At 32.6% G+C, this 17,281-nt stretch carries 19 protein-coding genes and 1 pseudogene; 4 read left to right on the top strand and 16 right to left on the bottom strand.

The features are described from left to right. Window positions 1-137: 137 nt before the first annotated feature. The 7 genes from pepF to trpX all read right to left on the bottom strand — a co-directional run bounded on the left by pepF (window position 138) and on the right by trpX (window position 7,407). Window positions 138-1,925 carry an oligoendopeptidase F gene (pepF, locus tag RWZ86_RS04125; protein WP_314680250.1) on the bottom strand — a complete coding sequence of 596 codons (1,788 nt, stop codon included), beginning with the start codon at window positions 1,923-1,925 and terminating at the stop codon, window positions 138-140. 118 nt (window positions 1,926-2,043) lie between these two features. Beyond that, window positions 2,044-2,244, bottom strand: a complete 201-nt coding sequence (locus RWZ86_RS04120; protein ID WP_006703068.1) for a cold-shock protein — start codon at window positions 2,242-2,244, stop codon at window positions 2,044-2,046. A gap of 240 nt (window positions 2,245-2,484) precedes the next feature. Beyond that, window positions 2,485-2,766 carry a hypothetical protein gene (locus RWZ86_RS04115; RefSeq protein WP_314680248.1) on the bottom strand — a complete coding sequence of 94 codons (282 nt, stop codon included), beginning with the start codon at window positions 2,764-2,766 and terminating at the stop codon, window positions 2,485-2,487. Between the two features lie 52 nt (window positions 2,767-2,818). Next, window positions 2,819-4,366, bottom strand: coding sequence for a ClC family H(+)/Cl(-) exchange transporter (locus RWZ86_RS04110; protein WP_314680246.1), 1,548 nt, complete (start codon window positions 4,364-4,366; stop codon window positions 2,819-2,821). Window positions 4,367-4,500: 134 nt separating this feature from the next. Continuing rightward, window positions 4,501-5,286, bottom strand: a complete 786-nt coding sequence (locus RWZ86_RS04105) for an ATP-binding cassette domain-containing protein (RefSeq protein ID WP_314680244.1) — start codon at window positions 5,284-5,286, stop codon at window positions 4,501-4,503. A 10-nt stretch (window positions 5,287-5,296) separates the two neighbouring features. Continuing rightward, window positions 5,297-6,187, bottom strand: a complete 891-nt coding sequence (locus RWZ86_RS04100) for an ABC transporter permease subunit (protein WP_314680242.1) — start codon at window positions 6,185-6,187, stop codon at window positions 5,297-5,299. Between the two features lie 179 nt (window positions 6,188-6,366). After that, window positions 6,367-7,407 (bottom strand): tryptophan ABC transporter substrate-binding protein, encoded by a 1,041-nt coding sequence (gene trpX / locus RWZ86_RS04095; RefSeq protein WP_314680240.1) that lies wholly within the window; start codon window positions 7,405-7,407, stop codon window positions 6,367-6,369. A gap of 441 nt (window positions 7,408-7,848) precedes the next feature. Here trpX and RWZ86_RS04090 point away from each other — a divergent pair, with 441 nt between their 5' ends. Then, window positions 7,849-9,342, top strand: a complete 1,494-nt coding sequence (locus RWZ86_RS04090; protein ID WP_314680238.1) for a flavocytochrome c — start codon at window positions 7,849-7,851, stop codon at window positions 9,340-9,342. Between the two features lie 36 nt (window positions 9,343-9,378). Here RWZ86_RS04090 and RWZ86_RS04085 read toward each other — a convergent pair. Further along, window positions 9,379-9,508 (bottom strand): annotated as a pseudogene (locus RWZ86_RS04085) (FanG protein). Window positions 9,509-9,536: 28 nt separating this feature from the next. Between RWZ86_RS04085 and RWZ86_RS04080 the strand changes: the two are divergent. Then, window positions 9,537-10,151, top strand: a complete 615-nt coding sequence (locus RWZ86_RS04080) for a CadD family cadmium resistance transporter (protein WP_314680236.1) — start codon at window positions 9,537-9,539, stop codon at window positions 10,149-10,151. An 11-nt stretch (window positions 10,152-10,162) separates the two neighbouring features. Next, window positions 10,163-10,501, top strand: coding sequence for a Cd(II)/Zn(II)-sensing metalloregulatory transcriptional regulator CadX (gene cadX / locus RWZ86_RS04075; RefSeq protein ID WP_314680234.1), 339 nt, complete (start codon window positions 10,163-10,165; stop codon window positions 10,499-10,501). Window positions 10,502-10,687: 186 nt separating this feature from the next. Here the strand turns inward: cadX and RWZ86_RS04070 are convergent, their stop codons facing one another. Both RWZ86_RS04070 and RWZ86_RS04065 read right to left on the bottom strand, forming a co-directional pair. Next, window positions 10,688-10,918 carry a hypothetical protein gene (locus RWZ86_RS04070; protein ID WP_314111568.1) on the bottom strand — a complete coding sequence of 77 codons (231 nt, stop codon included), beginning with the start codon at window positions 10,916-10,918 and terminating at the stop codon, window positions 10,688-10,690. Window positions 10,919-10,972: 54 nt separating this feature from the next. Continuing rightward, complete coding sequence (locus RWZ86_RS04065; RefSeq protein WP_006703079.1) at window positions 10,973-11,419, bottom strand: flavodoxin; 447 nt, start codon at window positions 11,417-11,419, stop codon at window positions 10,973-10,975. A gap of 195 nt (window positions 11,420-11,614) precedes the next feature. Between RWZ86_RS04065 and RWZ86_RS04060 the strand changes: the two genes are divergently transcribed. Further along, window positions 11,615-12,493, top strand: coding sequence for a cation diffusion facilitator family transporter (locus RWZ86_RS04060; protein WP_314680229.1), 879 nt, complete (start codon window positions 11,615-11,617; stop codon window positions 12,491-12,493). Between the two features lie 6 nt (window positions 12,494-12,499). Here RWZ86_RS04060 and RWZ86_RS04055 read toward each other — a convergent pair whose 3' ends face one another. The 6 genes from RWZ86_RS04055 to RWZ86_RS04030 form a co-directional block, all read right to left on the bottom strand. Beyond that, complete coding sequence (locus RWZ86_RS04055) at window positions 12,500-13,486, bottom strand: LacI family DNA-binding transcriptional regulator (RefSeq protein ID WP_314680227.1); 987 nt, start codon at window positions 13,484-13,486, stop codon at window positions 12,500-12,502. A gap of 16 nt (window positions 13,487-13,502) precedes the next feature. Then, a complete protein-coding gene (locus RWZ86_RS04050; RefSeq protein WP_314680225.1) occupies window positions 13,503-14,231 on the bottom strand; it encodes a class A sortase in 729 nt (242 codons plus the stop codon). Window positions 14,232-14,242: 11 nt separating this feature from the next. After that, complete coding sequence (locus RWZ86_RS04045; protein ID WP_314680223.1) at window positions 14,243-14,851, bottom strand: class I SAM-dependent methyltransferase; 609 nt, start codon at window positions 14,849-14,851, stop codon at window positions 14,243-14,245. Window positions 14,852-15,143: 292 nt separating this feature from the next. Continuing rightward, window positions 15,144-15,413, bottom strand: a complete 270-nt coding sequence (locus tag RWZ86_RS04040) for a GNAT family N-acetyltransferase (RefSeq protein WP_314680221.1) — start codon at window positions 15,411-15,413, stop codon at window positions 15,144-15,146. 24 nt (window positions 15,414-15,437) lie between these two features. Further along, on the bottom strand, window positions 15,438-15,872 hold the full coding sequence (locus tag RWZ86_RS04035) for an Rrf2 family transcriptional regulator (protein WP_314680219.1): 435 nt from the start codon (window positions 15,870-15,872) through the stop codon (window positions 15,438-15,440). 10 nt (window positions 15,873-15,882) lie between these two features. After that, complete coding sequence (locus RWZ86_RS04030) at window positions 15,883-17,247, bottom strand: FAD-dependent oxidoreductase (RefSeq protein ID WP_314680217.1); 1,365 nt, start codon at window positions 17,245-17,247, stop codon at window positions 15,883-15,885. Between the last annotated feature and the right edge of the window lie 34 nt (window positions 17,248-17,281).

Below are 17,281 nucleotides of genomic sequence, written 5' to 3'. Positions count from 1 at the left end.
TACAAAAATAGATATAATAAAAAGAGTTAGAGGATAACCCCTAACTCTTTTTTAATTGAACAATGTAGCGCTGTAGTACGAGCATGAGACTGCAGGGCTGCTGCCGTCCTAGTACTACCTCAATCAAGTCAATTCTTTTAACCTAATTCATCAGTTAAAAGAACCAATTCTTCTACATATTCTCCAATTGTATCAATTGTATTTCTCAATGGTTCATCCGTAGAAACATCTACCCCCGCAGCCTTAGCAAGCTCTTCTGCAGTTTTAGAACCACCCATTTTAAGAACTTCTACCCATTCAGCTGCTTTTTCAGGATTCTCTTGAATCATTTTGGCAACTTGAGTTCCGATTGTTAGCCCAGCAGAATAAGTATAAGAATATAATCCCATATAATAATGTGGCTGTCTCATCCAAGTTAATTCTGCTCCCTCTGTTAACACTACAGAATCTCCCCAGAATTGTTCTAATGTCTGGCGATAAATTTGGTTTAATGTTTCTGCATCTAAATTTTTACCTTCATCAACTAATCGATATACTTCTCTTTGATAGTGAGCTTCTAATAAATGTGTAACAAAATTATGGTAATAAGTTTTACCAATAATTTGAGAAATGATCCAACGTTTCATTCTAGTATCTGTTGCATTTTGTAATAAATAATTTTCCACTAGTAATTCATTGGCAGTCGATGGCGCTTCAACAAAGTACATAGAAGGTCTAGATAATTGAATATTTTGATGTTGATGTGCTAATTGGAAATGTCCAGCATGCCCTAATTCATGTGCTAATGTCATTACATCATTCATACCTTCTGTAAAGAACATTAAAATAAATGAATTTGCCCCATACGGTGACGCACAAAATGCTCCTGTACGTTTTCCAATTGTTTCCGCATAATCAATCCATCGCTCATCAAAAGCTCTCTTCATAATTGAAAGATAAGATTCTCCTAGCGGTTTTAACCCATCTAAAATATAAGCTTTCGCTTCTTCATAGCTCACTTTTGGTGCGAAATGAGGATCTACTTCCAATTTTAAATCTTCATAACGTACTTCATCTAATTGGTAAATTTTTCCAATTAATTGAGCATAGCTTCTCATAATCGGTGCTAAATGTTCCATAATTAAATCAATTTGGCGATTGTATAATTCTCTCGAAACTTTTTGGCGATCTAATAAATAATCAATCACTGAATCGAATCCTCTTAAAGTAGCCATAGTTTTTTCTTTTTGAACTTGTGCATTATATGCAGAAGCTGTACTATGTTCATATTTACGTAATGTATTTGAAAATACTTCAAAAGCTTTTCTTCTGACACTTGTGTCTTCGTCTGACTCTAAACGTTTTTCAAAACTATTATACGTCATTTCAAACTCTTTTCCGTCAACTTCAAAATTAGGGAATTGAATATCTTTGAATTTAATATCATTGTAGTTTTGATAAGGGAAATCCAATGTATTTCCTAATGCTGCTAAGACTGATTCCACTTCTTTAGATAATAAATGTTGTTTATCTGCTAATAATCTTTCCAGATAAATCGTATTTTCAGGATTTTTTGAAGCTTCTGCTAATAACGCTTCATCTAATTGACTTAATTCAGGAGAGAAGAAACTTAATTTTGCATCGTATTCTGCTACTACATTTCTTGTTTTTGCTAAACGATTTTGTGCTTCTCTATCCTTTGTATTCGCATTAACTGCTAAACTTGCATATTGAACAATTTTTCCACGTAATTCCAAAATTTCACGATAATCTGCTAAACTTTGATGAATCGCTTCTACACTGTTTAATTGATTTTCGAAATTTTTACAGAATTTTTCAACTAATTGTTTATAGAATTCAATCGATTGTTTATAGTCCTCTTCTGTTTTAAATAATAATGATAAATCCCATGTTTGTTCTACTGGAACTTCTGTTCTTGCTTTCATGTTACCACCTCTTTATAGAATAGTTCTATTGTAGACCGAATTGAAAAGCCTGTCAAAATTATTTCAAACAAAAAAATAGAGGCTAGAAAATTCCTAACCTCTTTCTTAATTAATAAAATTATAGTTTTACAACGTTAGCTGCTTGAGGACCACGTGCGCCTTCTTCAACTTCGAATTCAACAGCTTGGCCTTCGTCTAATGATTTGTATCCTTCTGATTGGATAGCTGAGAAGTGTACGAATACGTCACTTCCGTCTTCGCGTTCAATAAATCCAAAACCTTTTTCTGCGTTAAACCATTTTACTTTACCTTGTTCCATGAACATTTTCCTCCTTGTGCCAAAAGCACGGTTATTCATATTTCTGCCTGTGGTTCAAAAAGGAGTTCTTAAATCCCATTTATTTCCCTAACAAAAACACTATAGTCAGTATAGCACAATTGAAAGCCTTTTACAAGCCTATTTCCGAACAAATTTAGAAAAGCTCTCAAATGATTCCTTAATAAAATAATGAAAAGAGTGAAAAAATACGAAAAATTTTCACTCTTTTCATTTAAAATGTTATGGTTTTTCAGACAATTGTTTGATTTGTTGTTCCAACTGTTCAATTTTCAATTCTTGTCTCTGAATTTGATCTTTTAATTGAATAAATTCTTCTCGATAAGCCTCAATTGGGGCTTTTGAACGCTTAGATACCGTATTAAATAAATAAACGACTCCAAACAATACAATGATAATGAATAATAAATAAAGCCAACTAGTATTTTTTCTTGAATATTTAGCAAGCGAATCGCCAAACTCTTTCAATTCATCATTTTGTGGACTTAGGTTATGTTTTGTCATTTCCTTCTATCCCCCTTCATTTCCATTTATCATAGGAAGTATACCATAAAGTTTAAGAAAACGGTAATCCCTTGGATAATTGTGTCATTGTTTCAAATCTTTCTCCAACTAATCCTTCATCACATACAACGATGAGAATATCGCCAGGTCGCATAATCGTATCCCCACGAGTAATTTCTTCTTTTGCTCCTCTTCTTACAGTTGCAATAACGATATCTTTCGGCCATGGAATATCTCGAATCATTTTTCCAACTAATGGACTTTCTACCATTACTGGGACTTCGAAAGTTGTTCGTTTTCCTTTTGTTTCATGTGGATGTTCTGAATCTAAGCGTTCCGCTAAAATTTCATAAATAGGACCCATCTTCAAGTAGTCAGCTACAATATAAGCTGTTAACGTACAGATTCCCAGCGGCATTAATTGGTTTAATCCTCCAACCATTTCCGTTACAAGTAACAATGCTGTTAATGGAGCTTTCCCAATTGCTGAGAAATATCCTGCCATTGCAAAGAAAACAAAACTTACTCGTAAACTAGGATCTACTCCAAAGAATTGAATTAATACTTCTGCATACACTAAGCCTAGCAATGCACCTAGAGAAAGAATTGGAAGGAAAATCCCTCCAGGTAATCCTGTCCCATAAGAAAGCATTGAATAAAATAAACGAAGAATAAATAAAAATGCTAAAAATTGTACGGTATGATTTTCATGAAGTAATTCTAAAATCATTTCACCGCCTCCACCTAATACATGTGGATTCCATAACCCTAATGGAATAATGGCAATAAAGGCAACCATACAGTAGTAATAATTTGGAATAAACGGAAATAATTTCCCATAAATCGTTGGCAATTGCAAAGTATAATGATGATAAACCCATCCAAATAAACCTAAAACAATTCCTAATAAAATAACATAACCATAATGACTCATTGGAAAGATTTGATCATTTCCTAAATTTAAAGAAGGACGTGCTCCAAAAATATTTAACGATACGAAATTCGAAACGATAGCAGCTGTTAATGTTGTTAAAGCAACTAATGGACTAAATGTATGATGAACTTCTTCTAGCACAAACATTAACCCAGCAATTGGTGCGTTAAACGCTGCTGCTAATCCTGCTCCCGCCCCACTTGAAATAAATATATTTTTTTGAACTCGATTACTTTTTAACCCTTCAGCTACCCCTTGAGCTACAGAAGCTCCTAATTGAATCGAGGGGCCTTCTCTTCCTAATAGCAATCCTGAACCAATTGAAATAAATCCTGCAACGAATTTTTTCCAACAAACAGACCACCAATTCATATCCATCTTACCTTGTAATTGTAGCTCTACTTGTGGAATCCCACTTCCTTTAATATCAGGCTCACTTTTAACAATTTGTCCTAAAATAACAGCCATAATCATAGAAAAAATAATCCATACCGGTAGCCATTGAGGAGAGCCTTGCAAATAAGAATAAACAACAATGACTCCTTCTAATGTTTTTCCAAGAAATAAACGGAATAAACTAACGGTTGTTCCAACTAGTATTCCAATGATAGCACCTATTGCAATATAACTGCTCTTCCCAAATTGTTTACTATTAAACAATCCCACTTTAAAACATCCTTTCAATTCTAATTATTTCCATTATACCAAATTCCATTAGAATAAAAACTGTAAATCTAAAATGATATGAAATTTCTATACAAAAAAGCAGACACTTGTCAAAAATGTCTGCCTTCACCTTATTAAGCTTCTTGATTAAAATCTGCTTCGTCTAATTCTGCCATTAATTGGTATAATTTTTCTTCTGTTAGTGCTTCTTTTTCTTCTTTTTCAAAAACTCGGATAATTTTTCCACGATGCATCATCATTAAACGATTTCCATATCTTAATGCATCTGATAAATTATGCGTAATCATTAAAGCTGTTAATTGTTTTTCTTCAATAATTTCCTTTGTTAATTGCATAATTTTTCTCTGTGTTTTTGGATCTAGTGCAGCAGTATGTTCATCTAGTAATAATAATTCAGGAGTTCGTAATGTTGCCATTAACAGTGAAACTGCCTGTCTTTGTCCTCCAGATAATAATCCAATTTCTGCGTCCAATCGTTCTTCTAATCCTAATTGTAAAGGAGTTAATAATGCTTTAAATTGTTCTAATTCTTCAGCTGTATATCCTTTTCTTAATCCTCGTTTTAATCCTCTTCTTAATGCTAACGAAAGATTTTCTGCAACAGTCATACGAGGCGCTGTTCCTTGAAGTGGATTTTGGTAAACACGGCTAATATATTTTGCTCTTTCATATTCAGCTGTTTGTTCAACTGCTGCATCTCCCATATAAATATGTCCTTTATCTAATGGAAAACTTCCTGAAATGGCATTTAGAAAAGTTGATTTTCCTGCACCATTTCCCCCAACAATTGTAATAAAATCCCCTTTATGAATCGTTAAGTTAATATCAATCAATGCATCATGACTTCTATTTGTATTTGGGTAAAATGTTTTATGAACATTTTCTATTCTAATATCCATCTTCTACCTCCTATTGTACACTTTTACGGTGACTAATTTTATAAATCGCTTGTTTAATTTGCGGAATTGTTAAGCAAATAGCGATTAATGCTGCAGATAATAATTTGAAATCATTTGGATCAAAAATATTTAATCGTAAAATTGACGCTTGTAATAAACGATAAATAATCGAACCAAAAATAATACATACTAATCTTCCTACGAATGATTCATCCGCAAAAATCACTTCTCCAATAATAATCGCTGCTAAGGCAATAACAATGGTCCCTAAACCAGAGTTCACATCTGCATAACCATTATTTTGAGCTAAAACAGCTCCCGCCATCGCAATTAACGCATTAGATAACATTAAACCAAATACTGTCATTTGATTTGTGTTAATTCCTAGAGAAATGGCCATTTTTTCATTATCCCCTGTAGCAATTAATGCTTGACCAATTTCAGTTGCGAAAAAGACATACATCGCTACAATAAGAATTCCAACAAATACAATCCCGATTAAAATAATATCAAAATACTTTGGTAATTCCATTCCCTCTAAAAAACTAAAAATCGTTTTGTAATTTAATAAGGATAAATTTGGACGACCCATAATTCTTAAATTCACAGATAATAACCCTGTCATTGTTAAAATTCCTGCTAATAAGCTAGGTAATTTACAAACTGTAATTAAAAATCCTGTGACATATCCTGCTAACGCTCCAACAAACATGGCAATAAACGTTGCTAACAGTGGATGTACTCCATGTTGAATACACATCACACAAGTTGCTGCCCCTAATGGGAAGCTTCCTTCCGTTGTCATATCTGCAATATTTAAAATTCGAAAACTAATAAATAAACCTAATGATAAAATTCCCCAAAGTATCCCTTGAGAAATTGCTGAAATAATTAAATCCATATTTCCCTTCCTTTTCTATAAAATATATGTATACAAAACTCTTAGATAACTATACCTTATTCAATCAGTATTCGCTATCATTATATGTCATTTATTTTAATCATCATTAAGGGAGATGAACTTTATGTCCTCTCCCTTAACAATGATGTGTGAACTCTCTAGACTTTTTTTATTTTAAATTATTTTTTAGCAGTAACTTTTTGTGCTTTTTGAGCAATATCTGCTGGAATTGTAATTCCTAATTCTTTCGCTTTTTCTTCATTTAAGTAGATGACACCTTCATTTGCTAATTTAATTGGTGTATCTGCTGGTTTAGCACCTTTTAATACTTCTACAACCATTTTAGCTGTTTCTACACCAATTTGGTATTGATCCACACCTAAACCTAATACTCCACCATCAGCAACCATTGTATCAGCTGAAGGGAATACTGGAATTTTTTTAGCATCTGTTGCTTTTACAACTGTAGCCATTGCACTTGCAATTGTATTGTCGATTGGAACAAAGATTGCTTCTACTTGGCTTGCTAAACTTTCAGTTACTTGTTGAATATCGTTTGTGTTTGCAATTGTTGCTACTTTTACTTCTAACCCTAAAGCTTTTGCATCTTCTTCTGCTTGTTTAGCTTGTTTTACTGAGTTATCTTCACTTGATGTATATAAAATACCAACTGTTTTTAATGTTGGAACAACTTGTTTCATAATTTCTAATTGTTGTTTAATTGGTGTACGGTCACTAACACCTGTGATGTTATTTCCTGGTTTTTTCTCATCTTTAATTAATCCTGCTTCTACTGGATAAGTAATCCCACCCATTACGATTGGAATATCTTTTGTAACATTTGCTAATGATAATGTTGCAGGTGTTGTAATCCCAACAATCACATCATTTTTGTTAGAAACTAATTTTTCACTCATTGATGCTAAGTTACTTTGATCACCTTGAGCATTTTGGAAATCAATTTCTAAGTTTTTACCTGCTTCATATCCTTCTTTAGCTAATTCATCTTGAATTCCTTGATAAATTGCATCTAATGCTGGGTGGCTTAATAATTGTAATACCCCTAATTTTACTTTTTTATCTTGTGTTGTTGTTTGTGCTTCTTGTTGTGTATTTGTTGTTTTTTGAGATGATTTTTGTACTGTATTGTAAACTAATGATCCTAATAATACGACTAATAATACTAATGCAAATCCTAAAATTCCTTTATTTTTTTTCATAATAAATTCCTCCAATGTAAATAAAACTTCTTTGAATGAACTCGATAAAGAAAAAAGAGACCGCTCTGGGTCTCTTTATTGATACAAAAAGACCACGTAGGTTCTATTTTATTAGATCTACGTGGTCGAGTTCATTCATGTTTAAATTTCCACATAGATACAATTTCACGTCAATGAAGGTTGTATCTATATGTACAAAATGTACGTTAAGAACAACCTGTATCTAGTGGCTTTGCCAACGAGTATTCAATTGTAATACTAATACTTGATGCATGTTCCTAACTCCTTTTCGCTTGATGTGGTTATTATGCACTGGTTTATATCAAATGTCAACAACTTTTTTCATTTTTTTGCAACATTTATATCAAATATTGAAAATTCATGAAAATTATGATAGGATATTTAAGGCAAAAATAATTTTTCACAAAAAGGAGAATAGAGATGAAAAAAAGTCTTATGGCTAGTTTAGCCTTCGCCTCAGTTCTATTATTATCTGCTTGCGGAAATAGTAGTACTACAAAAACAACAAAGGAGACGACTAAAACAGAAGCTGTTGCAAGTGCATCTGCTCAAAAATACGCAGATCCTTCAACATTAAAAGACAGCTATGATGTTGTAATCGTTGGTTCTGGTGGTGCTGGTTTATCAGCTGCTATCCAAGCTAAAGAAGCTGGTAAAAACCCAGTTATCTTAGAAAAAATGGCTACAGCAGGAGGAAATACAACTAAATCTTCTGCAGGGATGAATGCTTCTCAAACTAAATTCCAAGAAGCTGAAGGAATTAAAGATTCAAACGATAAATTCTATGAAGAATCTTTAAAAGGTGGACATGGAACAAACAATCCTGAATTATTACACTACTTAGTAGACAACTCTGCTTCAGCGATTGATTGGTTAGATTCTATGGGAATTACATTAAGTAACTTAACAACTACTGGTGGTATGAGCGAAAAACGTACTCACCGCCCTGCTGATGGTTCAGCTGTAGGTGAATACTTAGTAGCTGGATTATTACGTAATGCTTCAGAACGTGAAATCCCATTATTCGTAAATGCTGTTGTAAACAAAGTAAACGAAAAAGATGGAAAAGTTACAGGTGTTAACGTTACAATCGATGGACAAGAAAAAACGATTGCTTCAAACGCTGTTGTTTTAACAACTGGTGGTTTCGGTGCAAATATGGAAATGGTTACTGAATACAAACCTGAATTAAACGGTTTTGTAACAACAAACCAAAAAGGTTCAACTGGTGACGGTATCGTATTAGCAAAAGAAATTGGCGCTGCAACTGTAGATATGGGAGAAATCCAAATCCACCCTACTGTTGAACAATCAACTTCAACATTAATTTCTGAATCAGTTCGTGGTGAAGGTGCTATCCTTGTGAACCAAGAAGGTAAACGTTTCTTCAATGAAATGGAAACTCGTGATAAAGTATCTCAAGCAATTATCGGATTACCAGAAAAATATGCATACTTAATTTTAGATAATGCATTAACTGATCGTGCTAAAGCTGTTAAGTTCTATGAAAAACGTGGTTTAGTAAAAACTGCTGATACTTTAGAAGGCTTAGCAAAAGAAATTGGTGTACCTGCTGAAAACTTAAAAGCAACTTTAGAAGCTTGGAACAAAGCTGTTGCTGATAAAAAAGATAGCGAATTTGGTCGTTCAACTGCTATGGATCACGACTTAACAACTGGTCCATTCCACGCAATCCAAATCGCACCTGGTATTCACCACACAATGGGTGGTTTGAAAATTAATACAAACGCTCAAGTATTAAAAGAAGACGGTTCAGTTATCGACGGATTATACGCTGCTGGTGAAGTAACTGGTGGAGTTCACGGTGCTAACCGTATCGGTGGTAACGCTGTAGCTGACATCATCATCTTCGGACGTCAAGCTGGAGCACAAGCTGCTGCTTACTTAAAATAATTGATTTACTCTATCTTTTATAGATGAATATATCATTTAGAGATTGAAATTAAGCCCTGCTATCATTTCGATGGCAGGGCTTTTTAATGTTTGGTACACCAACTTCTTATCTATATCTTGGTGGAGTTGAAGGTTGACATCTACAAAGTTTAATATTACAATACATTCAAAAATATATTTGAATGAGGTGTTTTATGATCCAAAATGTTATTACTTCAATAATCCTATATTCTGGGACAGCCGTAGACTTACTTATTATCCTAATGTTATTTTTTGCCAAAAGAAAAAGCAGAAAGGACATCATCAACATCTATTTAGGACAATTTCTAGGCTCTGGTAGTCTAATATTGCTAAGTTTGCTTTTTGCATTTGTATTAAATTATATTCCTAGCAAAGAGATTTTAGGTTTGCTTGGTTTGATTCCAATTTTCCTAGGTCTCAAAGTTTTGCTTTTAGGAGATTCTGATGGAGAAGCTATTGCCAAAGAAGGTTTGCGCAAAGATAATAAAAACCTGATATTTCTAGTCGCTATGATTACTTTTGCAAGTTGTGGTGCTGACAATATTGGTGTCTTTGTCCCATATTTTACTACCTTAAATTTAGCAAATTTGATAGTAGCTTTACTTACCTTTCTAGTCATGATTTATCTCTTGGTTTTTTCTGCCCAAAAATTGGCACAAGTCCCTTCTGTTGGAGAAACTTTGGAAAAATATAGCAGATGGTTTATTGCCGTTGTTTATTTAGGATTGGGGATATATATCCTGATTGAAAATAATAGTTTTGACATGCTATGGACTATGTTAGGCTAGGAGAAAATATTATGAAAAAAGATAGTATCTGCCAAGTGAATATTATAAATCAACAAAATGTTACAACCGCAATGAACTACCTTGAAAAGGAAAAAGTTCAAAAATCACTTCGCATTTTAACAAAGTTTACCGATAATAAACAGATAAATATCATCTTTTATCTCCTTGCTGTTGAAGAACTCTGTGTCTGTGATATAGCCTGTTTACTAAATCTCAGTATGGCATCTACTTCCCACCATCTTCGTAAACTAGCCAATCAAAATATCTTGGGCACTAGAAGAGAGGGGAAAATTATATATTATTTTATAAAAGATGAGGAAATCAGGGATTTTTTTAATCAACTAGGATAACAACTATTTTTACTACTTTTCCATAATTCTAGGGAGCTACTCTATGAAATTTTTTGATGAAAATTACTCACAATAAATACCTACTTGTATCAAATGTTTAAGAAAAAAGTATAATTTAAAGCAAAGTGACCCCAAAAGTTAGACTTTTTGGGGTCACTTCACACTTCACTATCTTGTCAACCTTTTTTAATCCTCATCCTTAATATCAATATCTTCCGGAATCGGCTCATCTAAGTATTTTTGATATTCTTCAATCATTTTTTGACGTTGCTTAATAAAAAAGTCAAATTGTGATCGATTAATTAACACTTCATCATCTACTGTAATTGTAGAAATTTGTTTTTCACGAATTAAATATAACACATACGCAATATCGACTTCTAAATATTCCGCAATCCCTTCAATTGTTTGATACATCTTTTTCTCCATAAATAAAAGTAACAGTTCTTTTTCAAACTGTTACCTTCTCTTCTATCCTAATTTTTCTACTAAACTTTTTGCAAAAGCTTCGATATTTTTCACATCTTCTTCTTCTGCATTTAAATCTACTAATACATTTTCTGCACCTTTTGTTGCACCAGTCTTAGCAAATTGTTCATCAAAATCTAATACTGATTGACAGAATTTATCATAGAATGTATCTCCAGAACCTAATGCTCCATAAATTTTTCCTGATAAATCTTCTTCTTCTAATTCTTCATAAAAATCAACGATTTCATCTGGTAAATCACCATCTGTACCATAAGTGTAAGTTGCGACTACACAAATATCATAGTCATGAAATTCATCTGCTGTTGCTGAAGTACATTCTTTAATATCTACTTCTACTCCTTGTTCTTCTAATGATTCTGCTAAAATATCTGCGATTTCTTCTGTGTTTCCTGTTAAACTAGCATATACAATTAATGCTGTTGCCATTTACTTCACTCTCTTTCGTTTCAATTGATTTTATTATACCAAAAGAATGCCAATAGAGATAGTCAAAACAGAGGATTTCTTATTTCATTTTCACAATATTTTTCATTCTAAAAAGATTAAAAGACCTTTTCCTTTTTATTTTTTTTTATATTTGATATACTCTTATAATAACTTTTACAGAATTGAGGGAATCAAATGAATGCTACTCAACGTTTAAAACAAGCTGAAAAAGGGGCAATTCTAAGTATTATCACTTACATCATTCTTTCAAGCAGCAAATTATTATTTGGAAAATTATTTTTTTCTCAAGCCTTATTTTCAGACGGATTAAATAACTTAACGGATGTTTTATCTTCAGTTCTAGTATTTGCTGGTTTAAAAATTTCTCAAAAACCTGCAGATAAAAATCACCCTTATGGTCATTGGAAATTTGAAACTCTTGCAAGTCTTATTACATCTTTTATTATGTGTATTATCGGTATAGAAGTTATTAGAAACGCTTGGCATACAATCATGAATCCAAATCCAGAACTTCCATCCCTCATTACAGCTTTGGTAGGATTTATTTCTGGTATCATTATGTATGGAGTTTATCGTTTTAACCATTCACTGGCTAAAAAAATAAATTCCATCGGTTTAAAAGCAGCAGCAAAGGATAATTACAGTGATGCCTTGACAAGTATTTCTACTTCCATTGCCATTTTTGCAGCAAGTTTAGGAATCTCATGGTTAGATGGAGTAATGGCTTTTATTGTTGGAATGATGATTTTAAAAACTGCTTATGATGTTTTCAGCGAAAGCACTTTTCAATTAACCGATGGATTTGAACCAGAAGAAATGAAAGAATATAAACCCCTAATACTTTCCCATCCAGAAGTGAAAAGTATCGAAGAATTGAAAGCTCGTCGTTATGGTTCTAATATTTATTTAGATTTAACCGTCTGTATGGATCCAAATCTAACTGTTTGGAGAAGTCATGAAGTAACAGAAGAAATCGAAATGGAACTCTCTGAACACTTCGGAATTAATTTTATCGATATTCATGTTGAACCATATAAAAAAGCTAGCAATTAGGATTTCCTAATTACTAGCTTTTTTTGTACTTTCTCCAAGTTTTACATGAACTGGAATGATCGTTTTCATCTCACACGGAACTTTACGAATTAATTTATCTAAAAGTTGCATAGACACTCTTCCAGCCTCATTAAACTGAAATTCTACGGTTGTTAATGTTGGATTCATAAATTGACCAATTTCATATCCACCAAACCCAGCAATCGCAACTTCTTCAGGTATTTTTCTACCACATTGTTGAGCAGCTTTCATAAGAGCCACTGCAATATTATCAGTTGCAGCAATTACTAAAGGATGATTCGGCTTTTGAAACAATTCTAATCCAATTGTCAATGCTTTTTGTATAGAAAAATCACCTTCAAGCTGTTCAATCGTATCAAAATGATTTGCTTTTGCCCCAGCAAAAATTCCTTCTTTTCGAACAACCCCAACGGCATGATCTCGATTAGAAACACCTACATAGGTCATTTCGTGAAAACCTTGTTTCGCAAGAGCTTCAACTAGCTCAAATCCTGCTTGATAGTCATCATGAACCACACTATGAATCTCTTCATGCTCTTGTCCTACAATCACAACTGGAACAGGACATTTTTTTATGACTTTAATATGTTCTGAAGTTATTTCAGTTGCAATTAAAATAATTCCAGCTACTTTATTTCGAGTAAATTCTTCAATGGCTTTGATTTCCCTTTTGCTATCTTGTCGAGCATTATTCATTAATAAATCATAGTTTAATTCTTCAACTACTTCATCAATTCCCATTAAAGTCTTAGCAGTTGCTGATGAATCCATTCTTGGAACAATTACTCCAATCATGGAACTTGACTTTGCCTTTAAACTTCGAGCAAATGGACTTGGCGTATAATTTTCTTCTTTAATAATTTTTTCAATTTTTTGCGCTGTTTCTAAGCTGACAGAACCACCATTTAAATATCTTGAAACAGTACTTTTCGTTACACCAGCTTTTTTCGCAATATCTTGAATTGTCGCCAATCAATCCACCCTCTCTCTATAATGTAGTAAAATCAATATTAAATGCTTGTTTTACATCCTCAGTCACATCACTAATTGGTGTTTTTGAAATGAATTTCCCTTTAAAGCTATAACGATGAGAAGCTTGTAAATCATCACATGTAATTAAAGTAATCTCTGTTTTTCCTGGAACATCATAAATGACTTCTACTTGATATGCTTCTACTAAATCGATACTTGTTGTTTCATATTCATACACATATTCCATATCTGTTAAATAAATTTTATCTCCAACTTTTAATTTAATTAATGGAGAGAACAATAATTTTTCATCTGAAAAATAGTGATGACTCGCTAACGCATAATTTCCTTCACCCATTTTTTGAGTTGGTTTCATTGTTCCAGCTCCAGCTAATAACACAGGATTAGAAATCCCTTTATAAATTGGTAAATTTAAATTCACACTTGGAACAGCAATCGCTCCTAATGTTAAAAATTTAGAAGTATCCATTTTTGCTTTTACAACTGCTTGTAAATCTAATGGCTCAACTGTTGAAAAGTCAAACTCTGCTTCTTGAGTTTCATTCTCTTTTACTTCAGCTGCTGTAACTTTAGTTAATTGTTGCGTATGCTCTTGTTGGAATTGTGCTAGCATATACGAACGAATCGGACCAGCAGCAAATAATAATCCAGCGATTATAAATAATAGTCCTGCAACCCACAATCTCCAATTTGAAATTCTTTTCTTACTATTTTTTTTCGTCATAATATTCTCCTTTAATCTTTTGTACTTACTAAAATCCAATACCCTTTATCCCATTGAATTCTTTCACAATTTCCAAATACTTCTTCCATTTTCTTTTGAGCACTTGGAGCTCCTTGTTTTTTTTGAATCACAATGACTAATTGACCATTTTCAGCTAAATAATCATATGCTTTTTCTAAAATAGTATGAACAACTATTTTTCCAGCACGAATCGGTGGATTACTAATAATAATTTCGTACTGGGATTTCTTTACAGAATCATACAAATTACTTTCATGTATATCCACATTATGAATTCCATTTTTCTTTGCATTTTCTTGTGCTAAAACTAATGCTCGTTCATTGACATCAATCATTTCGATGGATAATTCAGGATAAGCTTTTCCATAAGCAAGTCCCATCGTACCATATCCACATCCAATATCCAATAAACTTGCTTTTTGAAACTGCTCCGGAATATCATAAGATTCTACTAATAATTCACTACCAAAATCAACGGTATTTTTTGAGAAAACTCCATTATCACTTGTAAAAGAAAGAGTGTTTCCTTTCAAGCGATATGTCCAATGTTTTTGTTGACTAATGCTTTCTGGATTTTTTGTATAATAATGATTTGCCATAATTTCTCCTTTATTCCCTATAATAAATAACTATACTATTTCTTTTCAAAACTTCCAACACTTATGATTAAAATTTAATTATTCCCTAACGATTTTTACAACCAAAAAACCCGTTGCTATTTCTAACAACGGGAAAAGGTTAGGAGGGTTTACTAATAAAAAATGTTGGGAGTTCATTTTTTATTTGGGAGAAGTAAACCTTAGGTGTTTTATTGGGTATGGCTGTATCATAAAGGTAAAATGTGAATTTTTTGTGAATTATTCGTGATACTTTTATGAATTTTAACTTTTTTTATATTTTCACATCACTATATTCGTCATATTTTTTAAATAAATTAACGACATATGAACATGTTGGATGGATTTTCTTCTGATTTTCCCTTGCATAATCCGCTAATTTATCGACTAGTAATTTTCCAATTCCTTGTCCTCTATAAGTCGGATCTACAAAAGTATGATCAGCAATCAATACATCTTTTTCAACTTGAAATGTAATTTCAGCATCCACTTCACCTACTTCATTATAATGTCTAAATGCATTTTCTTCTTTTACAAATTCCATTAAACTCACTCCTTCAATCTAATTCTAAACTTCGACTTGTTCAGACTTTTTTTGCAATCGTTGTACAATATCGAATATACTCTGTTTTTGATAAAAATCTATTTGATTTTGAATTTGTTCATCCTGCAAATCAGAAAAGACACTACAAATATGATTCGCTACAAGACAAACTTCATCCAGAGAAGATTGATACTGTTTCTTTAATCGTTGATCTTCACCAACGAGTATAAATAAATCCCCTAATGAAATATCTTTTGGATCTACTTGAATTTTATATCCCCCATTAGCTCCATTAACAACATCAACATATCCTTTAGAAGAAGCTAAACTCATTACTTTTCGCACAATAACAGGATTGCTACATGCATTATGCGCTAATTGTTGGCTAGAGAATCTTCTATCACAATGAACAGATAAATAGGTTAAACAATGGATGATCACTATAAAGTCGTTTCCCATTTTGATTCCTCTATTTAATTAATCCAAATACATCGTTCAATGCTTCCGCCATTGTTGGGTGAGTAAAGATTTGATCACGTAAAGCTGTATAAGGTAATTTCGCTTTAATAGCAGTTGCAATAATATTAATTACTTCATGAGATTCTTCCGCAAATAATGTTGCACCAACAATTTCATTAGTTTGTTCATGTACTAAAACTTTATAGAATCCAACTTGGTTTCCTAAAATTTTTGCTTTTGGAACAGCAGCCATTGGTAATTTAGCAACTTTCACAGGAATTCCTGCTGCTTGTGCTGCTTTTTCATTTAAACCAACACTTGATAATGTAGGGCTAATAAATGTTGAAGTTGGAATTAATGAACGTTCTTTAGTTGAATATTCTTTATTTCCTGCTAAGAAGTTTTTCACGATTCTGAAGTCATCTAATGAAATAAATGTGAATTGAGGTCCACCATTTACATCACCTAATGCAAAGATATGTGGTTTATTTGTTTGTAAAAATTCATTTACTTTAATAGCACCACGTTCAGATAATTCAACACCAGCTTTTTCTAAGTCTAAGCCTTGGATATTTGGTTTTCTACCAGTTGCTACTAAAACTGCATCTGCAACAAGTACTTTTTCTTCATCATTTTTAGCATAGTAAACTGTTGCTTTGTTATCTTCTGTTTCAACTTTTTTAACAGAAATTCCTAATTCAAAAGTAACGCCCATTTCTTCTAAACGTTCTTTAACCGCTGCAGCTACATCGTCATCTTCACGAGGAATAAATGCATCAAATACATCTACTACTGTTACTTTTGAACCAAATTGCGCATAAGTTGCTGCAAATTCTAATCCGATAAATCCACTACCAACAATGACAACTGATTCTGGGAATTCTTCTAAATCCATAATTGTTTCATTTGTATGAATTGGTCCTCCAACTTTTAATCCTTCGATTGGTGGGATAAATGGAGTACCACCAGTATTAATGAAGATTCTTTCTGCTACATATTCTTCTACTCCATTTGCTGTATCTACAGCAACTGTATGTTCATCTACAAAACGTCCAAATCCATCTACGATTGTTACATTAGGAGCAGAATTAACTTTTTGGTAGTTTGCTTGATTTAAAGCTGCAATTAATGCTTTTTTCTCTTGAATAGATTTTTGATAGTAAACTGCATTGTCTACTTGGCTATATTTTTTTCGAGCTGCTGCAGTTGCAATTTTTTTAGTTGGGATACATCCAACATTAATACATGTACCACCATACATTACAGGAGATTTTTCAATTAAGACTGTTTCTTCTCCTTGTGTTCCTAAGTAAGCAGCAATTGTTTTACCTGCTTTACCAAATCCAATAATAATATTTTTTACGTTTTTTGACATATGAATCACCTTTCTTTAAATGTAATAATTTTGA

This window comes from uncultured Granulicatella sp. (assembly GCF_963545075.1).
Taxonomy (GTDB): Bacteria; Bacillota; Bacilli; order Lactobacillales; family Aerococcaceae; genus Granulicatella.
The sequence above is the reverse complement of the archived record's forward strand: the minus strand, read 5'-3'. Positions and strand labels throughout refer to the sequence as shown.

Excerpts from the sequence above, each read along its gene's own strand:
- pepF (WP_314680250.1), bottom strand. The coding sequence starts at position 1,925 with ATGAAAGCAAGAACAGAAGTTCCAGTAGAACAAACATGGGATTTATCA.
- RWZ86_RS04120 (WP_006703068.1), bottom strand. The coding sequence starts at position 2,244 with ATGGAACAAGGTAAAGTAAAATGGTTTAACGCAGAAAAAGGTTTTGGA.
- RWZ86_RS04115 (WP_314680248.1), bottom strand. The coding sequence starts at position 2,766 with ATGACAAAACATAACCTAAGTCCACAAAATGATGAATTGAAAGAGTTT.
- RWZ86_RS04105 (WP_314680244.1), bottom strand. The coding sequence starts at position 5,286 with ATGGATATTAGAATAGAAAATGTTCATAAAACATTTTACCCAAATACA.
- RWZ86_RS04100 (WP_314680242.1), bottom strand. The coding sequence starts at position 6,187 with ATGGATTTAATTATTTCAGCAATTTCTCAAGGGATACTTTGGGGAATT.
- trpX (WP_314680240.1), bottom strand. The coding sequence starts at position 7,407 with ATGAAAAAAAATAAAGGAATTTTAGGATTTGCATTAGTATTATTAGTC.
- RWZ86_RS04090 (WP_314680238.1), top strand. The coding sequence starts at position 7,849 with ATGAAAAAAAGTCTTATGGCTAGTTTAGCCTTCGCCTCAGTTCTATTA.
- RWZ86_RS04080 (WP_314680236.1), top strand. The coding sequence starts at position 9,537 with ATGATCCAAAATGTTATTACTTCAATAATCCTATATTCTGGGACAGCC.
- cadX (WP_314680234.1), top strand. The coding sequence starts at position 10,163 with ATGAAAAAAGATAGTATCTGCCAAGTGAATATTATAAATCAACAAAAT.
- RWZ86_RS04070 (WP_314111568.1), bottom strand. The coding sequence starts at position 10,918 with ATGTATCAAACAATTGAAGGGATTGCGGAATATTTAGAAGTCGATATT.
- RWZ86_RS04065 (WP_006703079.1), bottom strand. The coding sequence starts at position 11,419 with ATGGCAACAGCATTAATTGTATATGCTAGTTTAACAGGAAACACAGAA.
- RWZ86_RS04060 (WP_314680229.1), top strand. The coding sequence starts at position 11,615 with ATGAATGCTACTCAACGTTTAAAACAAGCTGAAAAAGGGGCAATTCTA.
- RWZ86_RS04050 (WP_314680225.1), bottom strand. The coding sequence starts at position 14,231 with ATGACGAAAAAAAATAGTAAGAAAAGAATTTCAAATTGGAGATTGTGG.
- RWZ86_RS04045 (WP_314680223.1), bottom strand. The coding sequence starts at position 14,851 with ATGGCAAATCATTATTATACAAAAAATCCAGAAAGCATTAGTCAACAA.
- RWZ86_RS04040 (WP_314680221.1), bottom strand. The coding sequence starts at position 15,413 with ATGGAATTTGTAAAAGAAGAAAATGCATTTAGACATTATAATGAAGTA.
- RWZ86_RS04035 (WP_314680219.1), bottom strand. The coding sequence starts at position 15,872 with ATGGGAAACGACTTTATAGTGATCATCCATTGTTTAACCTATTTATCT.
- RWZ86_RS04030 (WP_314680217.1), bottom strand. The coding sequence starts at position 17,247 with ATGTCAAAAAACGTAAAAAATATTATTATTGGATTTGGTAAAGCAGGT.